Raw genomic sequence first — 24,478 nt, 5'->3', positions numbered from 1 at the left:
TAGTCGCTTTTTGATATTTATTTTTAGACTCTGATTATTAGCATAATCAATTGTTATATAGGAACTTTAATGTGCAAATGGATTTGTATTTTAATCTTGGTAACTTCGTTTAACGCCTTTGCCAAAGACAAATCATACTCAAGTTTTTGCGAACCAGTAAATGAGTACCTGACCTCAAAAAGATTAGAGTTAACATGGTCAAAAAATGACTGGGACTCTATCAAAAGAGATACTCCATTTTCTATTAAAGTATTTAACTCAGTCATTCCTGTTATTGATCTGACTGATTTCACACTACTAGAGCCATTTCCTGAAAACACTTGGTTTTTTGGTTCAGAAGATAAAGGTATTGCATTTTTAATTACAGTGGATAGAGATGGACAGAAGAAACTCAATGAAATTAATAGTTCTCCATTGGGTCCTAAAATCATAGAGATATTAAATCATGAGCAACGTCAAAAGTTAGAAATGTTTTATCAAAATACAGTTCATGACATTGTTCGTAAAGGTTATGAAATTACACCATCAATACTCCAGTGCGATAAAATTGTTGACGAAGAAAGCTTTAAAAAAACCGTAGATGTTAATTGGTTTGAAAATTGGCAGACGTTGTTTATTAAGAATGCCGCATTTAACAGAGACACAGACTTTGTTTACGACATTAATGGCAAAGACTATGGTGTATTAGGGAAAAATAGTTTCAGTATTATCGTCAAGGAAAGTGATTATAGGCTTACAATTTATGCAAATTTTGAAGATTCTGCGGTCGTCAGACAGCACTTTTTTAACTTCATGCATGCTATCAAACATAAAGAATATAATTTGGTTGATTGGAATTATTTTGGAAAAGAAGAACCAAAACCTTTAACTCTTGAGCCTTAATGTCAGAGTTTCTATCTAATTTTACAATTGGCTAAATTTTATTTGTACAAGTATGAAAATACCATCTAAAAATATTTTTTAGCTTGGTAATAGATATTCTTATCTTAAAACGAGAAAGCCTTACATCTGCATGAAAGGCTTATAATACCAATCTATCGATAGACTATTTAGCCAACATCTTTTTACGTAAGCTTTTTTGTGCAGGGTCGTCGCCTAACCAAATCTTCAGCAGTGCTTGTCTAAACGCTTCGCCTTCAATAGTGGCTTGTTCAACGCCGTTTTTAAAACTGGTTACGCCAGCACTTTTATGAGTAACAAAGGTAAATTGATCCCCTTTGCTGACTTCTTCAGTAAATAGGCCCATAAACTGAGTAGTTTCAGCTTGTATTGGGCTAATGTCACCGTCTGTAGCGCTATCAAAACCTTCGTTAATGGCATCGACCATTTTATCTGAGGTAATCATACCTGAGGTGATGTTAAGCCGAACAACTGCTATTGGTTGTGCTAATACAGACGTTAAGTCGGTTGCTGGCGTTGCGATATAAAGGCTGCCAACATACAAATCCATAAAGAATTTACTGCGTACACCTGCGCCATTTAATGCAAGAGATTGCTCTGCGATTGTCAGGTTATCTTCAAGTTCGACACCTGATACGGTTTTAGCTTGTACTAGCGTCGATGAAAATAAACTTGTTGAAAGAACAGCGGTTAGAGCGATTGTTGAAAATGCTTTCATAGAGGACTCATTTTATAATTGTATTGATAGGGCCTGTTGATCTTTGCTGGTTAAGTTTTGTTCGAAATAAAAGTGTTTTAATTAAGGCGGATGGATTGATGCCTAGTCATCTAAGCACTTCTTTATTTAAAAAGATTCATCCAACAAAGAGTAAAACACTTTTAGTCGAACCTTTGGGCAGCGTTTGTTGTCCATTTTTACTGCGTTATCGACTTTTTATGTAGAATAACTACACCACAAAGTCTCTGCCTTGTATAAATGGATAACAATTCGCTGCAAAAATAACCTTGAAAGATCAACAGGCCCTTGCCACGTTGATAAGTTTGAGTAAACGTGGCTAATCGGTTTTTAGCTGCGCATCCCTAGCTTATATTGTCCATTTTGTTCAAACATGATTGCTTGTTTTTTCTTGGGAGCAATCAGGATTGGACCGTCATCGAAAAACAAAAATGCTTTCCAATTACGGGCAAACACCGCCCAAGTGGTTTCAATAATTTGATATTTTTCGTAGCAGAAGAACACTTGGGTATCGTCGTCCCAATCGATAAATTCAGCAATGGGCTCTAGCAATGCATTGTCATCAGAGTCCCATGCAGATTGCCAATGTTCAGTTTGTTTCCAAGCGTCTTGTTTGGCCGCCCAGTCACCTTTAGAGAATAATTCAGCACGATTACACTTATTACTTATCCATTGATTCCAGACAGTCATTGCACTCTTATCGGTAAGTGGCTTGATTAACGCTTTATCTGTATCTAACACAGGCAAATCTTTATGGTTAAAAATCCACTTGCGCTTGTATGCATCTAATGGGATGTAAGTGTGTGCCAAAAATAGCTCCTAGGTTTGAAAGAGGTGGGTCTGCATTAAGACTGGGATTATAACGACTCGGTCATCATAGTGCTAGGGCTGTAGGGCAGGGTTATATTAATACAACAAGAAAGCTTGATGCGCAGCACTCACGGGGGAGTGTAGCGCGCCGCGCACCAAACTTTTAAACTCTAAATCGTCTGATCAGCGAATGAAAAATGCCGATAGTGTTTTCAAGTGATTCACTGGCTGTAAGCGATTTATTCGCTGCATTGGCAGTTTCAGATGCGCCGTCTGCGATATCGATAATCTGTTGGTTAATGTGTTCGGCCACGGCGCTTTGTTCTTCGACAGCAGAGGACATTTGAAAGGTCATATCGGTAATATTAACCACCGCATCTTTAATTTCATTCAGGGCATTACGGGTATTTTCAACGACTTCCACACCGTGTTTTGCTGCAAGCTCACCTTGGGTCGACATTTCTACAGCGCTGGAAGTTCTTTGTGATAGCTGGTTAATGACGCTGTGAATTTGGTCGGTTGATTCGCGAGTTTTTAAAGCTAGGGCGCGGACTTCATCAGCAACCACACTAAAACCTCGGCCTTGCTCACCTGCGCGAGCCGCTTCAATAGCAGCATTTAACGCTAATAGGTTGGTTTGATCTGCAATGGATGAAATGAGATTAGCGGCTTGACCGATTTCAGCGGTTGAGTCAGCTAATTCCTTAACGGTAACAGCAATACTGTCGACGGTATGACTGAGTTGATGAATTGATGACAAGGATTCATCAGCCAGCTTTGAACCTGCATCCACAAATTGAATGGCGTTTTCAGCGCTATGAGAGTTTTCTTCAATTTTTTGGGCAACTTCTTGAATCGCTTGAGACATTTCGGTGATCGCTGAAGCAATCTGTTGTGTGGCAATACCTTGTTGTTCTACGGAGGTCTGAGTTACGGCGACTTGGGTTTTACTGATATTGGAGATGTCACCTAAACCCGAAACCGACTCGTTAATGCGAGTTAACGCAGTGCGACACCTTGCCATTTCGCTGATAAAGGCAAGCTTTGCTTGAGCACTCATGCCGACATCGTCAAAGTAGGTTTGGGCTACGGTAGCGTCTGCGAACGATTTAGGGCTGATATCCAGTAGGTGCTGCCAATGACCGGCTTGTTGTTTAAGACTCCATAAGCTGCTAAGCAAAGCTGTTGCCAGCGTTGCAAATAACCCACTGTGATTGCCTTGAAAGCCAAAGTATCCCATCAGCGCTAGGCTAGGTAGAACAATTGGCAGTATCTTTACCAGATGATGACTTAGCTGAGTCATTAATGGGGCTGCTGATTTCCCTGCGAGAATCCGTGAATAAGCCTTAGCCGCTCGCTGTTTTTCTGATGGTTCGGCGCTAACTCGAACTGACTCATAACCCACTAAGGTTTTGCCATCATATACTGGGGTGACAAACGCGCTGACCCAATAGTAATCGCCATTTTTGCGGCGGTTTTTAACTAGCCCCATCCACACCTTTCCTGCTTTAAGCGTTTTCCACATGGTGGCGAAAACGGCTGCAGGCATATCAGGGTGGCGCACTATGTTGTGCGGTTTACCAATGAGCTCTTCGCGGCTATAACCACTGGTATCGATAAAAGCTTGGTTGCAATGGGTAATAACCCCTTTGGGATCGGTACTGGAAACGAGTGGGGTATCTGATGGAAATAAATATTCTTTATTGCTTGCAGTATGACTGTTCATAGTTCTTCTTATTATTAACTGCCGATGTCGCAAAAATGAGTTAAATGTGATGTTTACCTCAAAATGTATCAAGAATGTAATGCAAACTTAATGAGATTTAAAGTAGCTAAAACAACTGCTTAGAGTTGTTTTTTAGGATGATATGCTAAAGAGTATAAAAACCTTAATTTAAACAAGTGTTTAAATGGGCTTAATGAATAAATGAGTAAACGCTTGGCGATACAATTTGTTGCAGTTTTTGTATTGGTTAGCGTTAAATTTAAATTTTTCAGCTTGTTATGAGCATAAAAAAGCCCTGCAAAATATAAGCAGGGCTAGATAGTATCTTGAATGCTAAGTCATAATGCAGTCAGACTTACAAACCATTTTGGTATTGCAGATGAGTAGACTCTGGCACCATTTTGGCTAACGTATCACTGGCATTAAATTGCCCATCGAGTAAGGCTTCAAACTGCTTAATCAGTTCAACCTTATCTGGAGACTCTCTATCACCTGCACCAATATTGGTTAGATCAATCATAAAGCCATCAAACATATGGCTTAAATCGTCAATAATCTCAGTATTTAAAAATTGATCTTGATTATAAATACTTGGGTAACCTGCCTTTTGTTTATCAATGGCAAATGAGTCGCCTTTGAGGTTTTTGATGCTGGTGGACTTATCACAGGACAACATACAACCATTATCAATACGCGGTTTTTCACAGCCAACACTTTGTTGGAAGAAACACTGACGACTAGCCATTAATAAAATTGGGTGATAAATGCTGTAAAGCATTTTAAAGTTGTTTGGTCTGGCGATTTGCTTAATTTGTTGCTTATTAATTTCATTTGAAATAAACGCGCCAGCGCAGTCAAAGCCTTCTTTCATCGCTAATAACGCATAAGAGTTAGTGGTGTTTAAGAACGGCCCTGCAATCCATTTAACGCCAAGCTGTTGGGCGCGGTAAGCGATACCAGTGTTATTGGTGACAATAAGTGGTGGTTTCACTTGTTCTAAAATATTAAGCGCGACATCGTAGTCTTTGCCAATAAGTACTGGCGGGAACCAAGGGATTAATCTTGGATTTTGCTGCAGAAAATCGACATATTTAGTGCAACCACGTTTGTAAGCGTCGGGTAACTTGAAGTAAATATCCCCTTCAGTCACATCGGCAAGCTTGGCGTCTTCTTCGTCACAAATCAGCATCGATAGTGCAGGCTTTTGCTCAGCAGGTTTTGCATGGCGTTCAAGCTTTGGCAATTCCACTTCTGCTATGACTTCAATACCGTCATTTAAATAAGCTAATAGCTCATTTTTAAGTGTGGTGATTTCACGATAAGGAATACTCATGCCATCGGTAAGTTGGTCAGTATCAAGCTCAACTAATTCATAGTTGGCGTTATTGATATTTTTAAAGCGTTTTTCAATCGCTTCTTTATCAACACTTAATTTTTCACTTGGTCGCATTAAACTTGTTGAGCTAAACATCACTGTTTTAGTGTCAGCATCAGCTAAGTCGCTGCTGTTTTGCTCAGTGGTGACCGTTAATGTCAGTGGCCTATCTTGTTCACTGGCAAAACTTAACTTGAGTTTGATTTTCTCAATACTTAAGTGAGCTATTTTATCGTCAACCGATGCATTGATTGCCTGCTTATCGAGTTGCAGTTGCTGCTGCGCATCATGGATTTGCACCACTGAAATAGATTCGCCTTTGTCGGCTTTAAGTTGATCAACCAAGTGGTTTTTAGAGTTATCACGTGGGTTATCAATAAACATTGATTGGTTTAAGTCACCGCGCAAGAAGGCATTGGTGAAATCGCGGTTAAAGACTTTATATAAACGTTCGCCGCTTTGGGTTAGCTCGCCTGTTTCAACATAGCCGTCAATTTGCTTTCGGAAGCTATCAATAACGGTGTGAACGTAACTTGCACCTTTTATACGACCTTCAACTTTAAACGAATAAACCCCAGCATCAATAAGCGCAGGTAAGTCAAAAAAGGCCGAATTGTCTTTAATGTTCAGGGGAAAGTTATTGCCCGATTCTGTGGTTTCGTATTCTTCTCGGCATGCTTGGCTACAGCGGCCACGGTTACCTGAATTACCAGCGCTAGCTGAGGTTGAATAACACAAACCTGAGAATGCGACACATAATGAACCATGAACAAACACTTCTAATAAAGTGTCATGCTCTTTAGCTACGGTTGCCAATGTAGTGATTTCCCGCAGATTTAGCTCACGAGATAAATTAACTCGAGTTGCACCAAGTTGTCTTAAAAATGGAATTTGACCCGCATTGTGAGTCGTTAACTGAGTCGATGCATGGATATCTAAGGTCGGGAAATGTTTACGTAATACATAAAGCAGTCCCATATCTTGCACGATCACGCCATCTAAAGTGGTATTAACCAATTTATTCAGCAACTTCATCAGAGTCTTAAACTCTTGCTCTAAAATGACGATATTAAGCGTTAAGAAAATTCGACAATCGTATTGATGGGCAAGTCTTATGATCCCGACCAATTGATCGAAGGAAATATTAGCAGCGCGATTACGGGCATTAAATGTATCTAAGCCGCAATAAACAGCATCTGCACCCGCAATAATGGCCGCTTTAATCGCTTCGACATCACCACCAGGGGCTAATAATTCAATCTTCGATTTCATGTTCTAAAAGGTTCTCAGTTAATTTTAGTGAGGGGATGTTACCCGTATATTTTGCTAATGAATATCGTTAAAGTACATTATTAATTAGTAAGCTCGTATATAAGTTGTAGGGAAAACAGCACAACAATGAATAAAATCATGGATTTACCCGTACTCTATTCGTTAAGAAATTGTCCGTTTGCAATGCGGGCAAGAATTGCAATTTATAAGTCACAGCAAGCTGTTTTACTGCGTGATTTAGTTTTGAGCGATAAACCCGCTGAAATGTTACTGGCTTCACCTAAGGGAACCGTGCCTGTTGTGGTAACCCCAAACGGTACGGTTATCGAAGAAAGTTACGAGCTGATGCTTTGGGCGTTAACTCAAGGTGATCCTGATGATTTATTGTGTGCTGATAATGATGAAGCGTTTGATGCCATGCTGACGCTTATTTATCAATTTGATAGTGAGTTTAAACGCTGTCTAGAAAATTATAAATGCGCCAAACGATATAGTGAGTCGAATATTGCTGAGTGCCGACAGGCATGTGAAATCTATATCGAACAGTTAGAAAAGTTGTTGTCTCAGCACAGTTATTTAATGGCAGACAGAGAAAGCTTGGCTGATATCGCGCTATTGCCGTTTATTCGTCAGTTTGCCCGTGTTGAGCGGCAATGGTATCTACAGTCGCCATATCCCAATTTAAGAGCTTGGCTTAATCGTTATTTGCAAAGCAAGATGTTCAGTAAAGTGATGACGAAACATCCTTTATGGCTCGAGAATAAAGAGGATGTTGTGTTCGGTGGTTGATGCCATCATGCTTATAACGTGCGCATTAATCGGAAGAGAATGATGAAACAATCAAAGGTGTTATTTTCAAAAAGGTCTGCGCCAGAAAAAAGTGCGCGGATGGTTGAAACAATTTATGGATGTAAGTGGTCACTGACCGTGTATCAACTATTAGTAAACGACATTAATCGTCCCGGTGCAATGGTGAATCATGTTGAAGGGTTAACCACAAAAGTGCTGAATGAATGCCTTAAGCGAAACGTTGAATTTGGTATTTTAGAAAGACTGACATTTAATGAAATACCGCCAAGAGTAGAATATCAAGTCACTGAATTTGGTCAAAAGTTTTTACGGATTTTAGATGAACTAGAAAAACTGCAACTAGAACTGGAAGCGGATGAAAGCAAATTTGCTCCGTAAGCCTGATAGGTAATCTCTAGTCCTAAAATAACTAGCCCTAAATTAACTAGTCATTAAATGATTTGGGAATAAAATAGCTCGATAATATAATAAATTGGTAATAAAAAAGCCCGCAAATCGCGGGCTTTTTAGTATCAGTTTTTAGTCTGAATTATTGAGCTTATTGACGGATTAAAGTTCTACGTTAATCCATACTAAACGGTGATCAGAAGATACTGACTTTCCGCCGCCGCCCCAATTACCTACACGCTCGTCATTCATCATTAGACGACCTTCTTCGAAAGTCGCTGGCCAGAATACACCTGAATCAGTCACATTCAAGTCACTTGAAGGGATAACGTGGTCTAAGCGTAAACCAGATGTGCTGGTCACAAGATCTGGGTACTTAGTGCCCCAGTTTTCTTCTTTACATTCACCGTTAGACAAACACTCTGGTCCGCCTAAGCTACTTGGTGCGTAAATTCCGTGAGTAGCAAGTTGGTTAACTTGGTCACTGTACATTAAGTCTTTGATGGTATCTAAGTAGCCGTCTCCAGATTCTGGATCAGCATTCAAGTCACCTAAGATAACAAATGATGCATCGCTATCGATACCGCCTTTGTTACCTTCGTCATCGTAAATATAGCTACCTTCACCAGATGTGTAATCATCCCAGAATTTGATTTCAGCACGGTTAAGTAACTTGTTGTTTTCAGTCACAGTGTCGAAAATAGGTGGTGTTGGGTGCGACATTAATAAGTGAATGACTTTATCGCCATCTGCTGTAGGAATGATAATAGGTGCATCAACATGGTTTTTAGATGACATTGGCTTTTCTGCCCATGCCTCAGCGCTGTACCATTCATCACCACATGCCTTTCCTTCTGGGATCGGATTGTTTTCGTCTTCACAGTTAATGATGGTTGGGTTGGTTTCACCTGGCATGTCTTTCCATTTGAAGTCTTGGAAAGTACGGATGTTATCTGTATCAATTGGGTATTGAGACAGTAAGCTGAATGCATATTGACCGTGGTAGAAGCCAAAGCCCCAAGCATCATCAGGAAGGGCAACTTTACCATCGTGGTTCAAGTCGTGACCACTTAATAGGCCAGTATTAGTGGCGAAGTTTTCAAAATAACCAAATTGTATTGGCTCAAGGGCTTCAAATTCTTCAGACGTTGAACCTAACGCATTTTGTGGCACAGTCAGGTAGTTTAAACGGAAACCTTGAATTGCTTGTTGGCTTTCTGCTGTACCATCGTTATTGAATTCACCCATCCATAAGATTGCAGGTCGTTCAGTTTGGATAATTGCAGCAACGTTACGAATTTGAATAACCTTTTCTGCCACAGCTAGTTCTTCGTCGCTAAGAGACTCATCGAACCATTTATCCATTAATTCATCTTGCTCTGCGACGGTTAACGCCATTTCAGCGACAAGATCTTCAAAGGTACTTCTGTCAAATGACAAGTTATAAGCACCGATGCGTACATCCGTTGTTTCAGGTGCTGGTTCACCTGGATAGTAGTTGTTTGTTTCGTCGTTGCAACCCGTAAGCAACGCCACACCGACAGCTAAAGCTGCAGCTGATTTAAACATTTTCATATTGAACCCCATTTCTTATTTATGTATTCCCTTTACTGGGAATTGACCGAGATTTTAGCCATGTGTAATGAGGGGCTACAAATAAAATATACCGATGTAAACTCGGAGTTAACCTTAGATCTATTTGTATCTTATTTGGGGTTTCCGTGTTTCTTGCGGGTTGTGCTTAGGTTGTTTTTGTTGGTGTTTATTGCGAATTACTTAATTGAGTGGGGCACTGTTGTTTTAAATTGTTTTTCCCATTACGCCTTGAGCTTTTTAGCTGTACTTGTATCAATATAAAGCCCGCAAAATGCGGGCTTTGGTATCGATGACAACTTATATGCAGCTAAAGGTGCATATAAGGTGCAGTTAAGTGATTATTAACGAGTTAACAGAAAGCTATTCACCTTTTTGAAAGCTTAGTTCTGTGGTGCTTTCAACCGATGCTGCAATGTCTGCTTCAGTGAATAACAATGGACGGAACTGCTTTTCAGTTGAATACAGTACGCTTTGATCTGCAAACGATGGGCTAAGGACATTACTAGACTCTGAGTAAGTAAGAATTCCTTTGGCCACTGGGCCATCGTCAGTAAAGCTTACTGCCATCATCCAGCTTGAACCATAACGGATTTGGTAACCCTCTGCAGTTAAGCCTGAAGAAAGCGGAGCAGCTGATACGGCATCCATTACAGCAGCGTATTTATGCTGAGGTATTAAGGTATCATCGCCTGACAAACTGGTTGAGAATACATTAAATCCACCTTCAGCATTGTGAGTGCCAGGCCAAGGAAGTTTAGTGCCCGAAGCGCTGCCATCAGGTAGTGATTTTTCAACAAACTGAACTGTGCCCATAGGCGCGTCGACACTAAAACCTGCAGCTTCGACATTTAGAGCGGCACGAGCAAGAGCAACCAATGCACTGCCGTCAGTGGTTAATGTATTGGGGGTCATTGCCGCATTTTGGTAATCAAATGGCACAGTTAACATGCTGTTTTGATCAAACTGATGGGCAAACTCACGAATCAATGCGCCGCCGACACTGTCGTTATCTTGCTTGCCATTCCAGCCTTTTAGCGCCATACACGCAGAGCTGATGTCCTTAGATATGGTGTCACTAACCATTACAGCTGTGTCGCCTTGAGCGTCACATTGGCTGATTAAATCAGCAAATATCAGATCGTTTAAGTAAATACGATTTGATAATGCTGCAGCTTCTAACTCATCAACATTGAACTTGCCATCATCACCAGCGGCATCTTCCATTAATGTCAGTGCCATACGGGTTCGAAGTGATAACTGGCCACGTTCCTTGCCATACATTGGTGAATAATCTTCTAATGGTTCAGCTAGGTTAGTTGACCAGAATGAGTTGTTAGAGTTTTGCACAAAGTCAGTACGCTCAAGCTTTGGTGCGCGGTGATAAGGTGTTGGTCCGTCAAAATCAAAGATTGAAGTATTACCGGGTAAAATCGTAAAACCAGCTTGCTCTCTGGCTGCAATAATATCTGGATTAGTTTTAAGTAACGATACGGCAAAGTCACTTAAGCCCGGAACTGTTGAGTCATCAATGTAAAAGGCATTACCTTCTTTATCGGCGTACATGGTGTTATTAAAAATAACTCCGTCATAGTTCTTAAATGCTTGCTGAAACTCATCTTTATTACTAGCGCGATTCATCGCGAACCAATGATCGATAGGATCTTTGTTAGCCATGTTGGCATCTTGCAGCATAAAGGCTTGACCGTCATCCCAACCAAAGGGGGCAAGGGCTGCTGGAGCTTCGACAATCGGGCCTTTTGCTGTAGTGTATATGTCTTTTTCAGCAATAAGCATCCCCGCAGCACCGCCATTCACAACGACTTGTACGGTTTCTTTGGTAATCGGCATCGGTTTACCTTCGTAGAGATATTGAAGGCGATCGCCACTGACGAGTTCAAGGTTATACATCACGAAATGTTCAGCAGTTGAGAAGGTATGTGTCCAAGCTAGGTCTTTGTTAAAGCCAATATTGATTAGCCCTGGCATGCCAACGAGTGATCCGCCCATAACATCCAGTTGACCTGGAATTGTGATATGAGATTGCCAAAAACGCAGATTGCCCGTATGAGGGAAGTGAGGATTACCTAATACCATGCCTTTACCGTTTTCGGTTTTATCTTTACCTAACCCCCAGCCGTTTGAGCCTAAATCACGTGGATTAGTTTCTGGGGTAGTAATGGTATTAGCGCGAGCGATTAGTTTACTGTTCACATCTTGAATAAACGCGGTTTGAGTAGCTGAAGGCGCTGGGCCAACAATGCGAGGTAAGTATTCTTCGCCATCACCAGGATTTGCGTAAAAAATCAGATCTAAGAAGTTTGCTGCGCCCGGGAGCAGGGCAATTGAAAATAAATAATTGGCAATATCCACCCCTTCGATGGGTTTTACCCAAGGCTGGCCTGCACAAAATGGCTCAGCTTCTTGCTCACCAGCTTCAACATCGGCTAGGAATTGATTGTAGCCTGCGCTAAAACCCTCCATTAATGCACGTGAGTTATAACTAAATTGTGGATACTGGGCTTCGGCCATTTCTCGTATTTTTAATGCTTTGTAGGCAAAATCCGAGACTAAATTACCGTTATCTTCTGATGTTGGTAAACCAGTAGCAAAATCAATTGAGGCATGTGGACCAAAATACATTGAACGTTCAGAGTTTGCTTTTACGAATCCGTCAGCCATGACACATAAATTGTCTTGAGCTTGAGCATAACCGCTACCAAAGCCCAAGCTTTCAAGGTTGTCGGCTTGAATATGTGGAACGCCATAGGCAGTGCGGCGAATTTGTGCTTTAAGCATCCCGTCTGGCGCAAAAGCTTGTAGTGGCGGTGTGACTTCAGGTTCAGGGGTAACTTCAGGGGAGCGAGAGTAGTCAGTGTCATTGCCGCAACCTGCGATAAAAACTGAAGATGCAACGCCAATAGCTAGCATGAGTTTATTCAAATGCATTACTTTCATGGAAAATTATCCTTATTATTGTTGTCTCATTTTATTGATAAATGAGTGAGTCTTGCCTTTCCTTGGTGTCCCAACTTCAGATGAGTTATGCCTTTGGGGCCACAATATCGAAATACAACAAAAACACCTGAATCGATTAAAGCAATCATTCAAACGTATGTCTATATTTAACCTGTTTCAGTTTATGTCAGAAATACAGCGTTAGATGAGAGTGGGGGAAATGGGTGTGTTGTCATGAAAATCAATAAATAAAGTACCGCTTCACAGATTTACACTTTATCCACTAATTTAGTGACATTAGATGAACTATTTTGTCATTATTTCGGTCTATTAAGCTGCCATCGTCTATGTCCTTGGTAACGCATTTTTTAATTGTCATTTTACAACCATATTTATTGCTCGATCAGAATGAGGGCAATATAAGGAAAGTTTGTTGAATATTGTCAAAACGATCATTTTTTCTACTTTGATGTTGATGCTGGCAAGCATCACTCCATTGGCCAATGCCGCCTCGACAGGTTGGCTTGTGAATGATAATCACCCTCCAGTTAAAGTGCGCTTTATGCTGACGGGGGAATTAGATGAAACCACGCAAACGGTTCCGGCTATTTTAGATGTTCAGTTAGATGATGATTGGAAGATGTACTGGCGTACGCCGGGTGAGGGCGGAATTGCGCCTAAAATAGATTGGAGTGAGTCGTCTAACCTTGATGTGGTGGATTGGCAATGGCCAACACCGCAGCAATATACCATTATGGGTTATAAAACTCAGGGGTATCAGCACGAAGGTGTATTCCCTATTCACCTGAAAGTTGACGATATTAACCAGAATACGGCTCTGAAAGGCAAATTCACTTTGTCTTCGTGCACTACAGTATGTGTATTAACCGACTATGAACTTGAATTAGATTTTGTAGCTGACGAACTTACAGCTGACACAGAAGCGATGTTCGCATTTAACAAGTCAGTTTCTACTGTACCGCAACAGGTCGATTCAAAAACATCTGCAGAAAATATCAACATTGGCTGGGACAGCATTAAAGAATTACTGCAAGTCACAGTATTAGATAGCCAGTGGCGCAGGCCACAAGTGATTGTTGATGGCGATAAAGAGACTAACTTCAACCCGATAGGTGTGACTCGTCAATCTCAACCCGATGGCAGTGATGCTTGGGTGGCGCAATTTGAAGTATCAAATTGGTCAGGGGATCCAAAACTATTAGAGAAACAACTTAATGTCACGGTGAGCGACAATCAGCGTGCATATGAATATAAAACTGGAGTACAGCCAACTTCAATAGAAGCTGCAGGTAGCTCGCTACTAACTATGATGTTGTTCGCCCTTATAGGTGGCTTAATTCTTAATGTCATGCCGTGTGTATTACCTGTATTAGGCATGAAACTTAGCTCAGTCATTGCGGCGCCAGATCTACAAAAAAATCAAATTCGTTCACAATTTATTGCCTCAGCTTTAGGTATCATTGTGTCATTTTGGCTGTTGGCTGCCTTTGTTATTACGCTTAAATTTACAGGTCAAGCCATTGGCTGGGGAGTGCAATTCCAAAACCCATGGTTTATTGGCTTTATGGTGGTAGTGACCTCAGTATTTGCAGTTAATATGCTTGGGGCATTTGAAATTAACTTGCCATCGAGTTTGCAAACTAAGTTGGCAACCACAGGCGGTAATGATCATCGTGGTCACTTCTTGCAAGGAATGTTTGCGACATTGTTAGCGACACCATGCAGTGCACCGTTTTTAGGTACTGCTGTCGCATTTGCATTAGGGGCGGATGTATTGAGTCTAGTGGTGATATTTACTGCGCTAGCCATTGGTATGGCACTGCCTTGGATATTAGTGGCAATGTTCCCACAGATTGCCCGCTATTTCCCTAAACCTGGCCGTTGGATGAACATCGTTAAAGTGTTCTTCTCGGTAATGTTATTGATAACTAGTTTGTGGTTAATCAGCTTGTTATCTAGCTTTATCAGCGTGGTGGTGTTGTGGGTGGTTGCGGCATTATTCGTCATTATATTCTTTGGTCTGATGGCTAAACAATATGGTCTACCTGCTGTGATTGCTAGCTTTAGCATGGTGCTAATGATTGCTGCTATTGGCGCGTTCGCTACGTCAGATGATTGGTCAAATCCTCTGCCGACAGATTTAGCATGGACGCCGCTAGAGCAAACCGATATTGCTAGCAGCGTAGCTCAGGGTAAAACGGTATTTGTGGATGTGACAGCGGATTGGTGTATTACCTGTAAAGCCAACAAGGTTGGGGTAATACTACAAGACCCAGTTTACTCTGCGTTAAAGCAAGACAACATAACCTTGGTTGAAGGTGATTGGACAACGGCGTCTCAGCCAATTACTGATTACTTACAAAGCCATGGTCGCTTTGGCGTGCCATTTAACGTTGTATATGGCCCTAACGCGCCAGAAGGTATTAAGTTACCAGTGATATTAACCACTGAGCAAGTACTTGCTGCCATTGAGCGTGCATCAGGTAATTAATCAATTTTAATGTGTTGAACTGAATACAAATTAGATAATGCTCGGTCTTATCAATTAAGTGAAGCATCATCAGTAAACACATTGGTATGAATAATAGAACATGGCTGATTTAGATAAAAAAACTTGGACTCAAAAAGGATTAAACGGCTTAAAACAACTAGGCATAATGTTGCTGTTGTTTTTAGTTGTTTCCACCGCTGTTGATTTGTGGCGTGGCAAGGATATTCCTACAGAAGTTTTGCCGCCTATAAGCGCTTTGGACTTGGATGGCAATTTAGTTGATGTGATGGCCATGAGCCAAGAAGACCCTGTTTTAGTCTATTTTTGGGGGACTTGGTGTCCAGTGTGCAATTTTGTTACTCCAGCCGTTGATATAATGAGCGAGCATTTTCCTGTGGTATCAGTGGCGATGAGCTCTGGTAGCGATGACAGGTTGAATCACTTCTTAGCTGATAAAGGTTACACCCTGAGTACGATTAACGATCAGCAAAGCTTTTTAGCCAGAGAGTGGTCAGTACAAGTCACACCTACTGTGATGGTATTTAAAGGCGGAGAACTCAAGCATTACACCACTGGTTTTACGAGCTTACCTGGGATGTGGTGGCGAATGGTATTTGCTTAAAAAAATCATGAATCACTAAGGTTAAAATGTCATCATTCATTTTAAGTGATGAAAGGCCAGTACGTATATCGTACTGGCTTTTTTATGCTAGTAATCTAGCAGCGTCATTTATAGTTAATGATTAAAATACTTATTTTTTTAAGTTACTTATGATGAGTTAGCTTGATTAATCATCAATTTAAGTACAGAGTTATTTAATAGGACTTATTACACTGTTAAAAGTGACTTGAACGAGGGAATGGAGATGTCAATTAGACATAACAATCAGTTAAGAGGTTTTACCTTAATTGAGCTGGTTGTAGTGATCATTATTCTAGGCATAATTGCTGTTATTGCTGCACCGAAATTCTTAAACATAAAATCCGATGCTGTTATTGCAAATCTTTCGGGAATTGAAGGAAGTTTAAAATCTGCTAACAGTTTGGTTTACTCCAAATCCGCAATTCAGGGGCAAGAGAGCCTAAGCGATGGTGTTGTTGATCTAGATGGGGAAACGGTCACAACAACTTTTGGTTATATAAAACCGTCTTTAGATAATATTGAAAAAATTGTTGAAGGCACGTTTGAAACCGTTACGTTTGCGCAGCTAAATACACCTATCACCGAAGATTGGGGAGTATTGGATTTCTTGGGGTTTATCTCTATTGTGATACCGAAAGGATATGCTTTTTCAGATACGTGTTTTGTTTTTTACTTATCAGTTAATACAACTGAACCTACCTATACTCAAAACACTAGCGGTTGTTAGTAATAAACAAGCACCTCAGTCTATAATTTAAAATCTAATAAACATAATTAGCAACACATTAGTAAGTGCGAATGTAGCTAGTTTCCCTTATGTTAGCTGTTCGCTAAGGAAGCTAATTTTTAAGGATTACCATGAATAAAACTCTTCTTGCGTCGTTGCTTGTTAGTGCATCGGCTTTTTGCTCATTTCCATCATTAGCAGCACTCACTCCCTTTCAAGAAAATGTCCTAGAAGTGATGAAGATGGATCACCGTACAGAAGCTGACAAGTTAAGGGATGCTAATCGTAATCCTGAGGTTGCACTTGAGTTTTTTGGTTTGAAACCTGATATGAAAGTCATTGAGCTTGTTCCTGGAGGTGGTTGGTATAGTAAGATTCTGGCACCTATACTTAAAGATAAAGGTGAGTTTCATATTGCGTTTAAGAAAGAGTGGCTAGATGAAATGGATGATTTACTCTCGATAAATGCGATGAGTAAAACTAAAAAGCTACCTATAGAACTTGATTGGAATTCTAAAGAGAGAAGGTTCAGCTTAGGTAATATTGATTTTGGTATGACAGATGCCGATATGATGCTGAGTATTCGTGAGTATCATAACTTTAATTTAGAAGATAAAGCCAAGCTGAACAAAGCCACATTTGACGCTTTAAAACCTGGTGGAGTTTATGTGATTGTCGATCATACTCGCAGACACATGATGCCAGAAGCAGACGAAATGCGCCGCCGTGAAGATCCTGTAGAGGTTATTTTAGAGGTGCAAGCTGCAGGCTTTGTATTAGAGAAGTCCTCAGATATGTTTTACCGACCAGATGACGAACTTCGTTATGAAGTTGGCCGCAAAACAGTTACAGGTAATACTGATAGATTTACGCTTGTCTTTAAAAAACCTGAATAAATCATTCACTTTGTTGAGAGGGTGAAACCGCGCTCTCAACCTTATAAAAATACACAACTGCTATTACTTAATAGCTAGCCAACAAGACTTAACAGTCATGGTTCAATATACAGCCCAGCTGTTTTTAGTTGATAACCCAGAGACTGCTAAAGCAGATTAGGAGATAAATCGCATCATTTGTACTATAAATGGGGTTAACTAAGTTATTAAAAGCTATACCTTATCCCGATACGACTTCTCAATTCTCTTTGACTAGAGTCATCAGAAACAGAAACATCTCCGAATTCTACCCAAGGAGTCCAGTTGCCTATTTTATAGTGAGCCGTTAAATTATTTTCATAGTTTGTTCTACTATCGTTATATAGCAAGTACTCAGAATTATCGGCGTAGTAATAATTTCCTTCAAAACCGAAGGTCCAGTTTTGGTATTTATATCCAACATTAACGGTATAACGATGCCTTAAATGTTTAATATCTTCACCAGGTTTTACATCTAGGCGATATCGACCACTTAATGAAAGGCCATCAATAGAGTTAGAGGTATAAGTTAAGCGTAACTGCGGCTTGTAGGTGGCACCAGACGAACCAAATTCAATAGGCATTCCAGTGCTAAGTGTCCATTGGTCATTGAGCTTAAATCGGTAGCCTAAATCTAATTCAGACCCATTCGACTGTAAGTCTTCCATGAACTTGCCATCAGCGCCTTTAAATTTAAGTTCTAAACCAACTGAGAAATTGCTGTCAAAAGTGTGCCCCATTTTCACTCTACTTGCATGCTGATCCGTTCCGCTTTTATACTCTTGGCGAAAATCCAACGAAGCAGCATTTGCATTCGAACAAAGAAAAAACACAACACAAACCAACAAAACTAGTTTATTAGATGACATCGCAAACTCTATCTAAGGTCTTATTTATTTGTATTACAATATTAATAATAAGGATTTCCAATATACAGTTTTACAAACTGTGACTAATGACATGAATAATGGTTTTATCACCTTATATATCGGTAACAACTAGGCATATAAATTACCAACTGTTAACTTGGTGACATTATTGGGCTGAATTTAACTTATTGATAACTGGAGGTGGTGTATGGTTTCTTGGGGAAAGTAATATGACTTTTTTAAGATTAACCTAAAATGATTTATCAGAAGTGAGCTAACACGTTTCAGTAGTTACTCTATAAGAATTTCACGTGGTACTATGAATGGTAGGTTAGGTGTCAAGGAGCTGATTTAAATGGTTTAATGGAAGTTAATCTATTATATGTTAACCGACTTTCAATGAGATATTTGAGAAAAACTCTTAGTTGGATAAATAATGGTCTAATGTTTGCTTTCAAATTTGAGTGAAATGTAATCGTCGACTTTTTGACTAAGAGATCCTATTTGAGACCATATTCACCTTTTGGTTAAAAATAATTTAGAGAATGTTTATCTGTGTCACTTAAGTCTAAAAGAGTTTTATGGGGAATAATTAATGCTAAACAGTAAATCAGTGTTGATCACAGGTGGCACAGGCTCTTTTGGTAAGCAATTTGTAAAAACGATTTTACAGCGATATCCTGATGTAAAAAAAGTGATTATTTATTCTCGTGATGAGTTAAAACAATTCGAAATCCAGCAGCAATATCCTAGAAAAGAATTTCCACAGTTACGCTTCTTTATTGGTGATGTGAGAGACCAAAATCGTCTAACGCAAGCATGTGAAGGTGTGGATGTCATCATTCATGCTGCAGCAATCAAACAAGTTGATACCGCTGAATATAATCCAACAGAATGTATAAGAACCAATATTGATGGCGCGGAACATGTTATCCATGCGGCGCTGCAATGTGGCGTTCGAGATGTCGTAGCACTATCAACAGACAAAGCATGTGCACCCATCAATTTATATGGAGCAACAAAGCTAGCTTCAGATAAATTATTTGCTGCAGCTAATAATATTAAAGGTTCTAGAGATATTCGTTTTAGTGTGGTTCGATATGGCAACGTGATGGGCTCACGAGGATCTGTTATTCCTTTTTTCATGGCAAAAAAGAAAGAAGGGGTGCTGCCTATAACTCATAAGGATATGACTCGCTTTAATATATCCTTGCAAGATGGCGTAAATATGGTGATGTATGCGCTAGGGAATCATCTCGGTGGTGAGATTTTTATTCCTAAAATCCCTTCTTATAAAATCTTAGATGTAGCAAAAGCTGTGGCCCCTGAATGTGAAATTAATGTTGTTGGTGTAAGGCCTGGTGAAAAGCTTCATGAAGAAATGATTACCGATACAGATTCATTAAATACTATTGATTTAGGCCGTTATTATGCAATTTTACCTTCAGTATCATATACATACTCGGAAGAAGACTACTTACAACATCACAAAGCGATTAAAGTGCCGTTTGGATTTAAGTATGATTCAGGTACGAACGTGGAGTGGGAAACCGTAGAAGGGTTACGTGAGTTAATTAAAAAACATATTGATGCTGATTTTACGGTGTAGTGACAGATGATCCCATATGGTAAACAAGAAGTATCACAACAAGATATAGATGCGGTCATTGAGGTTTTACAGTCAGACTTTCTGACTCAAGGGCCTAAGGTTCCTGCATTTGAATCGGCTTTAACTTCATATACCAAAGCACAATATTCAGTTGCAGTGAATAGTGCGACTTCTGCATTACATATTGCATGTTTAGCACTGGGATTAGGTAAAGGAGATTGGTTGTGGACATCACCAATTACATTTGTTGCTTCAGCTAATTGTGGCTTATATTGTGGAGCTCAAGTGGACTTTGTCGATATCGATCCTCAAACATACAATATGAGTGTAACTGAACTAGCAGCAAAGCTTGAAACTGCTAAGGGGATGGGGAAATTACCCAAAGTTGTTATTCCTGTTCATTTATGCGGCCAATCTTGTGACATGAAGAAAATCCATGCTTTATCTATTAAGTATGGATTTAGCATTATTGAAGATGCTTCGCATGCGATAGGCGGCAGATATCAAGATACCCCTGTTGGTAGCTGCAAATACTCCGATATTACAGTGTTCAGTTTTCATCCAGTGAAAATTGTGACAACCGCTGAAGGGGGCGCTGCGATGACAAATAGCTTGCATTTAGCTGAAAAAATGCAGTTATTTCGAAGCCACGGGGTCACCCGCAACCCTGACTTGATGAAAAATCAAATTCATGGCGGGTGGTACTATGAGCAAACTGCTCTCGGATTTAACTACAGAATGACAGAGTTACAAGCTGCTTTAGGTATCTCTCAAATGAACCGCTTAGATGACTTTGTAAGTACTCGACATAAAATAGCAACACGCTATCGGCAGTTGTTATCTCAACTACCTATCATATTGCCATTTCAGCTTGAATCGACATATTCCGGCCTCCATTTATATGTTATTCGTCTTCAACTGGATAAAGTTTCATTGTCTCATCAAAAGGTATTTACCTTATTACGTGATAACGGAGTCGGTGTGAATTTGCATTATATCCCCGTTCATACTCAACCTTATTATAAAGAGATGGGGTTTGAGAACGGAGACTTTCCTAACGCTGAATCATATTATCAAGAAGCAATCTCAATACCTATGTTCCACTTAATGACAGAAGAACAACAAGATCATGTTGTTAAAAGCCTAACTGAGATTTTGGGAGCTGAATCATGAGAATTGCCATCATTCCCGCACGGGGAGGCAGTAAGCGTATTCCTCGCAAAAATATTAAGTTGTTCCATGGAAAACCGATGATTGCCTACTCAATTGAAGCTGCATTTGCTTCAAATAGCTTTGATAAAGTCATAGTCTCTACTGATGATCTTGAAATAGCTGAAATTGCTAAATCTTTTGGTGCGGATGTGCCCTTTATACGGCCTAGTGAAATTGCAGATGACTACACTACAACGATGGATGTTATGCAGCATGCTGTTGCTTGGTGTATAGAACAATCTTGGGCCCCTGAATTTGTTTGCTGCATTTATGCTACTGCTCCCTTTATAAAAGTGAGAGATTTACAAAAAGGCTGGCAGTTAGTGAAAGAGGAACACGTTAAGTTTGCCTTTAGCGCAACAACATTTGCTTTCCCAATACAGCGTGCAATCAAATTATCTGAAGATGGCAGCGTGGCAATGTTTTCACCTGAATATGAGCAAACCCGCTCGCAAGATTTAGTTGAGTCATACCATGATGCAGGTCAATTTTACTGGGGAGAAGCTTCTGCTTTTCTGGCCGGGCTTTCAATATTTTCAGAGCATTCTCGCTGTATAGTATTACCAAGGAAACAAGTTCAAGATATTGACACCCAAGATGATTGGGATTTCGCAGAAGCTCTCTATTTAGCAATGCAAGAAAACTTATGATAAAAGTTGTATTTCGAGTCGATGCATCAATCCATATTGGCAATGGCCATACTATGAGATGTTTAGTTTTGGCTGAAGCATTGCAATGCCATGGTTATCAAATTGAGTTTGTAAGTAGAGACTTGGAAGGTAACTTAAATGAGTATATCACCAGTAAAGGATTTCAATTAATAGTTTTGCCAGCAATTAATCCGGTTGTTTCTCCACAAACGGATGCTGATTATTTAGCTTGGTTGCAATGTTCGCAATTAGAGGATGCCGTTGACTTTTTAGAGACCATTAAACATGCAGATATCGTTGTTACAGACCATTATGCAATTGAGTTTTTATGGCAGCAAAAAGTACGTGATTGTTTGAACTGTAAGATTATTGCCATAGATGATCTGACGCGACATCATTGTGCAGATATGGTTATCGATCAATCTTTAGGTAGACAGCCGAATGAGTACTTCGACGTTAATATTGCTCTGATGGGAAGTCGCTATGCACTATTGGCTCCTGAATTTACGAAACTGAGAAATAGTGCTCTGCAGCGTGAAAAACCGAACGAAAGAGGGAGAGTCTTAGTTAGCATGGGAGGGGTTGATGCTCCCAATGCAACGCTAGCGGTGTTAAAGCAACTAATGTTGTTAAAGAATATAAGCGTAACTGTACTATTGAGTAAAAAGTCTCCTAGCTATATTAGTGTGGCTAATTTTTGTCAAAAGTATTTAAATATTTTGCATATCGACTTTTCCGAAAACATGGCTCAGCTGATGATGGAACATGATGTATCGATCGGTGCGGCAGGAACGACATCATGGGAAAGGGCCTGTTTAGGGCTGCCTAGTATAATGATTCCATTAGCTGAAAATCAATTGAACATTTGTGACCAAATTGTAGCTAGTGGTTGTGGTTATAAAATTCAATTGAATGATATTTCCAGTGAATTAATTTTGAAATATGAGACTTTACGTTTCAACTGGAAAATGTTGTATCAAAACAACTTATTAATTTGTGATGGTAATGGTGCTCATCGTGTGGTTCGAGAAATCCTAAGGTTAGTATGAAAAATATAACCATAATATGCAGTAACTCTGCTCACCCTATTTATTCTTATTTAAAGGATTGGAAACAGCAAAAATCTGAGCTGTATAATATTAAATTATTAAATTCCTTAGCTGAGATAGATTATGCCGGTGATATTTTATTCTTGGTTTCATGTTCAGAAATTGTGAGTAAAAATGTGAGAGAGATGTTTACTTATAATTTAGTTCTACACGCAAGCGACCTCCCAAGAGGGCGAGGTTGGAGCCCACATGTGTGGGACATTATTAATGGAGTAGATAAATTAACGCTCTCATTAATCAATGCTGAAGATGAAGTTGATACAGGAGATATTTGGCGTCAAAAAACGATTCACTTAACTGGCAAAGAACTTTATCAAGAGATTAATCATAAATTATTTCTAGCTGAAATCGAATTGATGAGCTGGGCTTGTAAACATATTGATAACGTAAGTGCATATCCTCAAAGTAAATCTATTGGTACGTACTATAGAAAACGAACTAAAGATGATAGCCGGTTAGATGAGAATGCATCGATTTACTCTCAATTTAATTTGTTAAGAGTTTGTGACCCTGAACGATTTCCTGCTTTTGTCGTTATTAATGGAAAAAAATATAAGATTTTAGTGGAGGAAATGAATGGATAAAAATTATATTGAAATTTCAGGTAGAAAAATTGGGCCAAATTATCCTCCATATATAATCGCAGAGCTCTCAGCTAATCATAATGGAGACATCAATCGAGCTTTTAGCATTATGGAACAGGCTAAAAAAGCAGGGGCTGATGCAATCAAACTGCAGACCTATACAGCAGATACAATTACGATTAATTGTAATAAGAAAGACTTTCAAATAAATGACGGGTTATGGTCTGGTCGAAACCTATATGAGCTTTACCAATGGGCTCATACCCCCTGGGATTGGCATAAGTCGCTGTTTGAAAAAGCAAAAGAGTTAGGAATAACAATTTTTAGTTCACCGTTTGATAATACAGCGGTGGATTTGTTAGAAGAGTTAAATACTCCAGCTTATAAAATCGCGTCGTTTGAGCTAGTTGATTTACCCTTAATTAAACGAGTTGCTCAAACTGGTAAGCCGATGATTATGTCGACAGGAATGGCGGATAAACAAGAAATTCAAGAAGCCATTGAGACAGCTCACCATCATGGTTGTAAGGAGTTAGTTATTTTGCATTGTGTCAGTGGCTACCCAGCACCCGCTGAACAATATAATTTGAAAACGATATCTGATATCGCTAATTACTTTGGCGTATTGGCTGGGTTATCAGATCATACTATTGATAATGCGACTGCAGTAGCTTCTGTTGCTTTAGGGGCGTGTTTAATTGAGAAACATGTGACTTTAGATCGACGTGGTGGTGGAGCCGATGATAGCTTTTCATTAGAACCTAAAGAGCTTGCTCAGTTGGTTAATGATGCTAAAACCGCTTGGCAAGCACTAGGTAAAGTGACCTATGAAAGAACAGAAGCAGAAAAAGGCAATGTAAAGTTTCGTCGTTCTTTGTATGTAGTCAAAGACGTCAAGCAAGGTGAAGAGTTTACAGTTGATAACGTAAAAAGTATTCGCCCTGGATTTGGCTTCCCCCCCAAATATCTCGACCAAATCATTGGCAAAAAAGCTATAGCAAATATCGAGCGTGGTACAGCAATGACTGAGGCTCTTTTGATAGAACAAATTGTAAAAAAATAATTTCTTTAGGAGACATGAC

Annotated in this window: 20 protein-coding genes; 13 read left to right on the top strand and 7 right to left on the bottom strand. The window is 39.7% G+C overall.

The features are described from left to right. The first annotated feature begins 69 nt into the window (after positions 1 to 69). Complete coding sequence (locus QPX86_RS14885; protein WP_080916284.1) at positions 70 to 882, top strand: hypothetical protein; 813 nt, start codon at positions 70 to 72, stop codon at positions 880 to 882. Positions 883 to 1,045: 163 nt separating this feature from the next. On the opposite strand, the gene QPX86_RS14880 is transcribed toward QPX86_RS14885, so the two are convergent. From QPX86_RS14880 to QPX86_RS14860, 4 genes are all read right to left on the bottom strand, one after another. After that, complete coding sequence (locus QPX86_RS14880; protein WP_285163100.1) at positions 1,046 to 1,618, bottom strand: chalcone isomerase family protein; 573 nt, start codon at positions 1,616 to 1,618, stop codon at positions 1,046 to 1,048. Positions 1,619 to 1,966: 348 nt separating this feature from the next. Then, positions 1,967 to 2,446, bottom strand: coding sequence for a DUF2947 domain-containing protein (locus QPX86_RS14870; RefSeq protein ID WP_055025085.1), 480 nt, complete (start codon positions 2,444 to 2,446; stop codon positions 1,967 to 1,969). Between the two features lie 163 nt (positions 2,447 to 2,609). Then, a complete protein-coding gene (locus tag QPX86_RS14865; RefSeq protein ID WP_285163099.1) occupies positions 2,610 to 4,172 on the bottom strand; it encodes a methyl-accepting chemotaxis protein in 1,563 nt (520 codons plus the stop codon). A 355-nt stretch (positions 4,173 to 4,527) separates the two neighbouring features. Further along, positions 4,528 to 6,819, bottom strand: coding sequence for a peptidase U32 family protein (locus QPX86_RS14860; RefSeq protein ID WP_285163098.1), 2,292 nt, complete (start codon positions 6,817 to 6,819; stop codon positions 4,528 to 4,530). A 126-nt stretch (positions 6,820 to 6,945) separates the two neighbouring features. Between QPX86_RS14860 and QPX86_RS14855 the strand changes: the two genes are divergently transcribed. Next, entirely contained in the window at positions 6,946 to 7,608 is a 663-nt protein-coding gene (locus QPX86_RS14855; protein WP_285163097.1) for a glutathione S-transferase, read from the top strand. Positions 7,609 to 7,650: 42 nt separating this feature from the next. Then, complete coding sequence (locus tag QPX86_RS14850; RefSeq protein WP_285163096.1) at positions 7,651 to 8,007, top strand: winged helix-turn-helix transcriptional regulator; 357 nt, start codon at positions 7,651 to 7,653, stop codon at positions 8,005 to 8,007. 171 nt (positions 8,008 to 8,178) lie between these two features. Here the strand turns inward: QPX86_RS14850 and QPX86_RS14845 are convergent, their stop codons facing one another. Further along, positions 8,179 to 9,591: an endonuclease/exonuclease/phosphatase family protein gene (locus QPX86_RS14845; RefSeq protein WP_285163095.1), complete on the bottom strand. Its 1,413-nt coding sequence runs from the start codon at positions 9,589 to 9,591 to the stop codon at positions 8,179 to 8,181. Between the two features lie 381 nt (positions 9,592 to 9,972). Beyond that, positions 9,973 to 12,558 (bottom strand): acylase, encoded by a 2,586-nt coding sequence (locus QPX86_RS14840; protein ID WP_220753127.1) that lies wholly within the window; start codon positions 12,556 to 12,558, stop codon positions 9,973 to 9,975. 442 nt (positions 12,559 to 13,000) lie between these two features. On the opposite strand from QPX86_RS14840, the gene QPX86_RS14835 reads away from it, so the two are divergent. The 4 genes from QPX86_RS14835 to QPX86_RS14820 all read left to right on the top strand — a co-directional run bounded on the left by QPX86_RS14835 (position 13,001) and on the right by QPX86_RS14820 (position 17,345). Continuing rightward, the gene (locus QPX86_RS14835; protein ID WP_285163094.1) at positions 13,001 to 15,079 is read left to right on the top strand and encodes a protein-disulfide reductase DsbD family protein; all 2,079 of its coding nucleotides are present in this window, start codon (positions 13,001 to 13,003) and stop codon (positions 15,077 to 15,079) included. 100 nt (positions 15,080 to 15,179) lie between these two features. After that, a complete protein-coding gene (locus tag QPX86_RS14830; protein ID WP_285163093.1) occupies positions 15,180 to 15,701 on the top strand; it encodes a protein disulfide oxidoreductase in 522 nt (173 codons plus the stop codon). Between the two features lie 244 nt (positions 15,702 to 15,945). Beyond that, a complete protein-coding gene (locus tag QPX86_RS14825; protein WP_285163092.1) occupies positions 15,946 to 16,449 on the top strand; it encodes a prepilin-type N-terminal cleavage/methylation domain-containing protein in 504 nt (167 codons plus the stop codon). A gap of 131 nt (positions 16,450 to 16,580) precedes the next feature. Then, positions 16,581 to 17,345 (top strand): class I SAM-dependent methyltransferase, encoded by a 765-nt coding sequence (locus QPX86_RS14820; protein WP_220753047.1) that lies wholly within the window; start codon positions 16,581 to 16,583, stop codon positions 17,343 to 17,345. Positions 17,346 to 17,551: 206 nt separating this feature from the next. Here the strand turns inward: QPX86_RS14820 and QPX86_RS14815 are convergent, their stop codons facing one another. Further along, the gene (locus tag QPX86_RS14815; RefSeq protein WP_285163091.1) at positions 17,552 to 18,232 is read right to left on the bottom strand and encodes an oligogalacturonate-specific porin KdgM family protein; all 681 of its coding nucleotides are present in this window, start codon (positions 18,230 to 18,232) and stop codon (positions 17,552 to 17,554) included. A gap of 595 nt (positions 18,233 to 18,827) precedes the next feature. On the opposite strand from QPX86_RS14815, the gene pseB reads away from it, so the two are divergent. The 6 genes from pseB to pseI are packed head-to-tail and all read left to right on the top strand — an operon-like array spanning position 18,828 to position 24,459. Beyond that, positions 18,828 to 19,841, top strand: a complete 1,014-nt coding sequence (pseB, locus tag QPX86_RS14810) for a UDP-N-acetylglucosamine 4,6-dehydratase (inverting) (RefSeq protein ID WP_285163090.1) — start codon at positions 18,828 to 18,830, stop codon at positions 19,839 to 19,841. Between the two features lie 6 nt (positions 19,842 to 19,847). After that, a complete protein-coding gene (gene pseC / locus QPX86_RS14805) occupies positions 19,848 to 21,014 on the top strand; it encodes a UDP-4-amino-4,6-dideoxy-N-acetyl-beta-L-altrosamine transaminase (protein ID WP_220753044.1) in 1,167 nt (388 codons plus the stop codon). Next, positions 21,011 to 21,703 (top strand): pseudaminic acid cytidylyltransferase, encoded by a 693-nt coding sequence (gene pseF, locus QPX86_RS14800; protein WP_220753043.1) that lies wholly within the window; start codon positions 21,011 to 21,013, stop codon positions 21,701 to 21,703. The genes pseC and pseF overlap by 4 nt, the downstream gene beginning before the upstream one ends. Next, positions 21,700 to 22,752, top strand: a complete 1,053-nt coding sequence (gene pseG, locus QPX86_RS14795) for a UDP-2,4-diacetamido-2,4,6-trideoxy-beta-L-altropyranose hydrolase (protein WP_285163089.1) — start codon at positions 21,700 to 21,702, stop codon at positions 22,750 to 22,752. The genes pseF and pseG overlap by 4 nt, the downstream gene beginning before the upstream one ends. Then, entirely contained in the window at positions 22,749 to 23,396 is a 648-nt protein-coding gene (locus tag QPX86_RS14790) for a formyltransferase family protein (protein WP_220753041.1), read from the top strand. Before pseG ends, QPX86_RS14790 begins: the two co-directional genes overlap by 4 nt. Next, on the top strand, positions 23,389 to 24,459 hold the full coding sequence (gene pseI / locus QPX86_RS14785; RefSeq protein WP_220753040.1) for a pseudaminic acid synthase: 1,071 nt from the start codon (positions 23,389 to 23,391) through the stop codon (positions 24,457 to 24,459). The genes QPX86_RS14790 and pseI overlap by 8 nt, the downstream gene beginning before the upstream one ends. Positions 24,460 to 24,478 lie beyond the last annotated feature (19 nt).

Origin of the sequence: Shewanella goraebulensis, from assembly GCF_030252245.1 — a bacterium.
GTDB lineage: Bacteria > Pseudomonadota > Gammaproteobacteria > Enterobacterales > Shewanellaceae > Shewanella > Shewanella goraebulensis.
The sequence above is the reverse complement of the archived record's forward strand: the minus strand, read 5'-3'. Positions and strand labels throughout refer to the sequence as shown.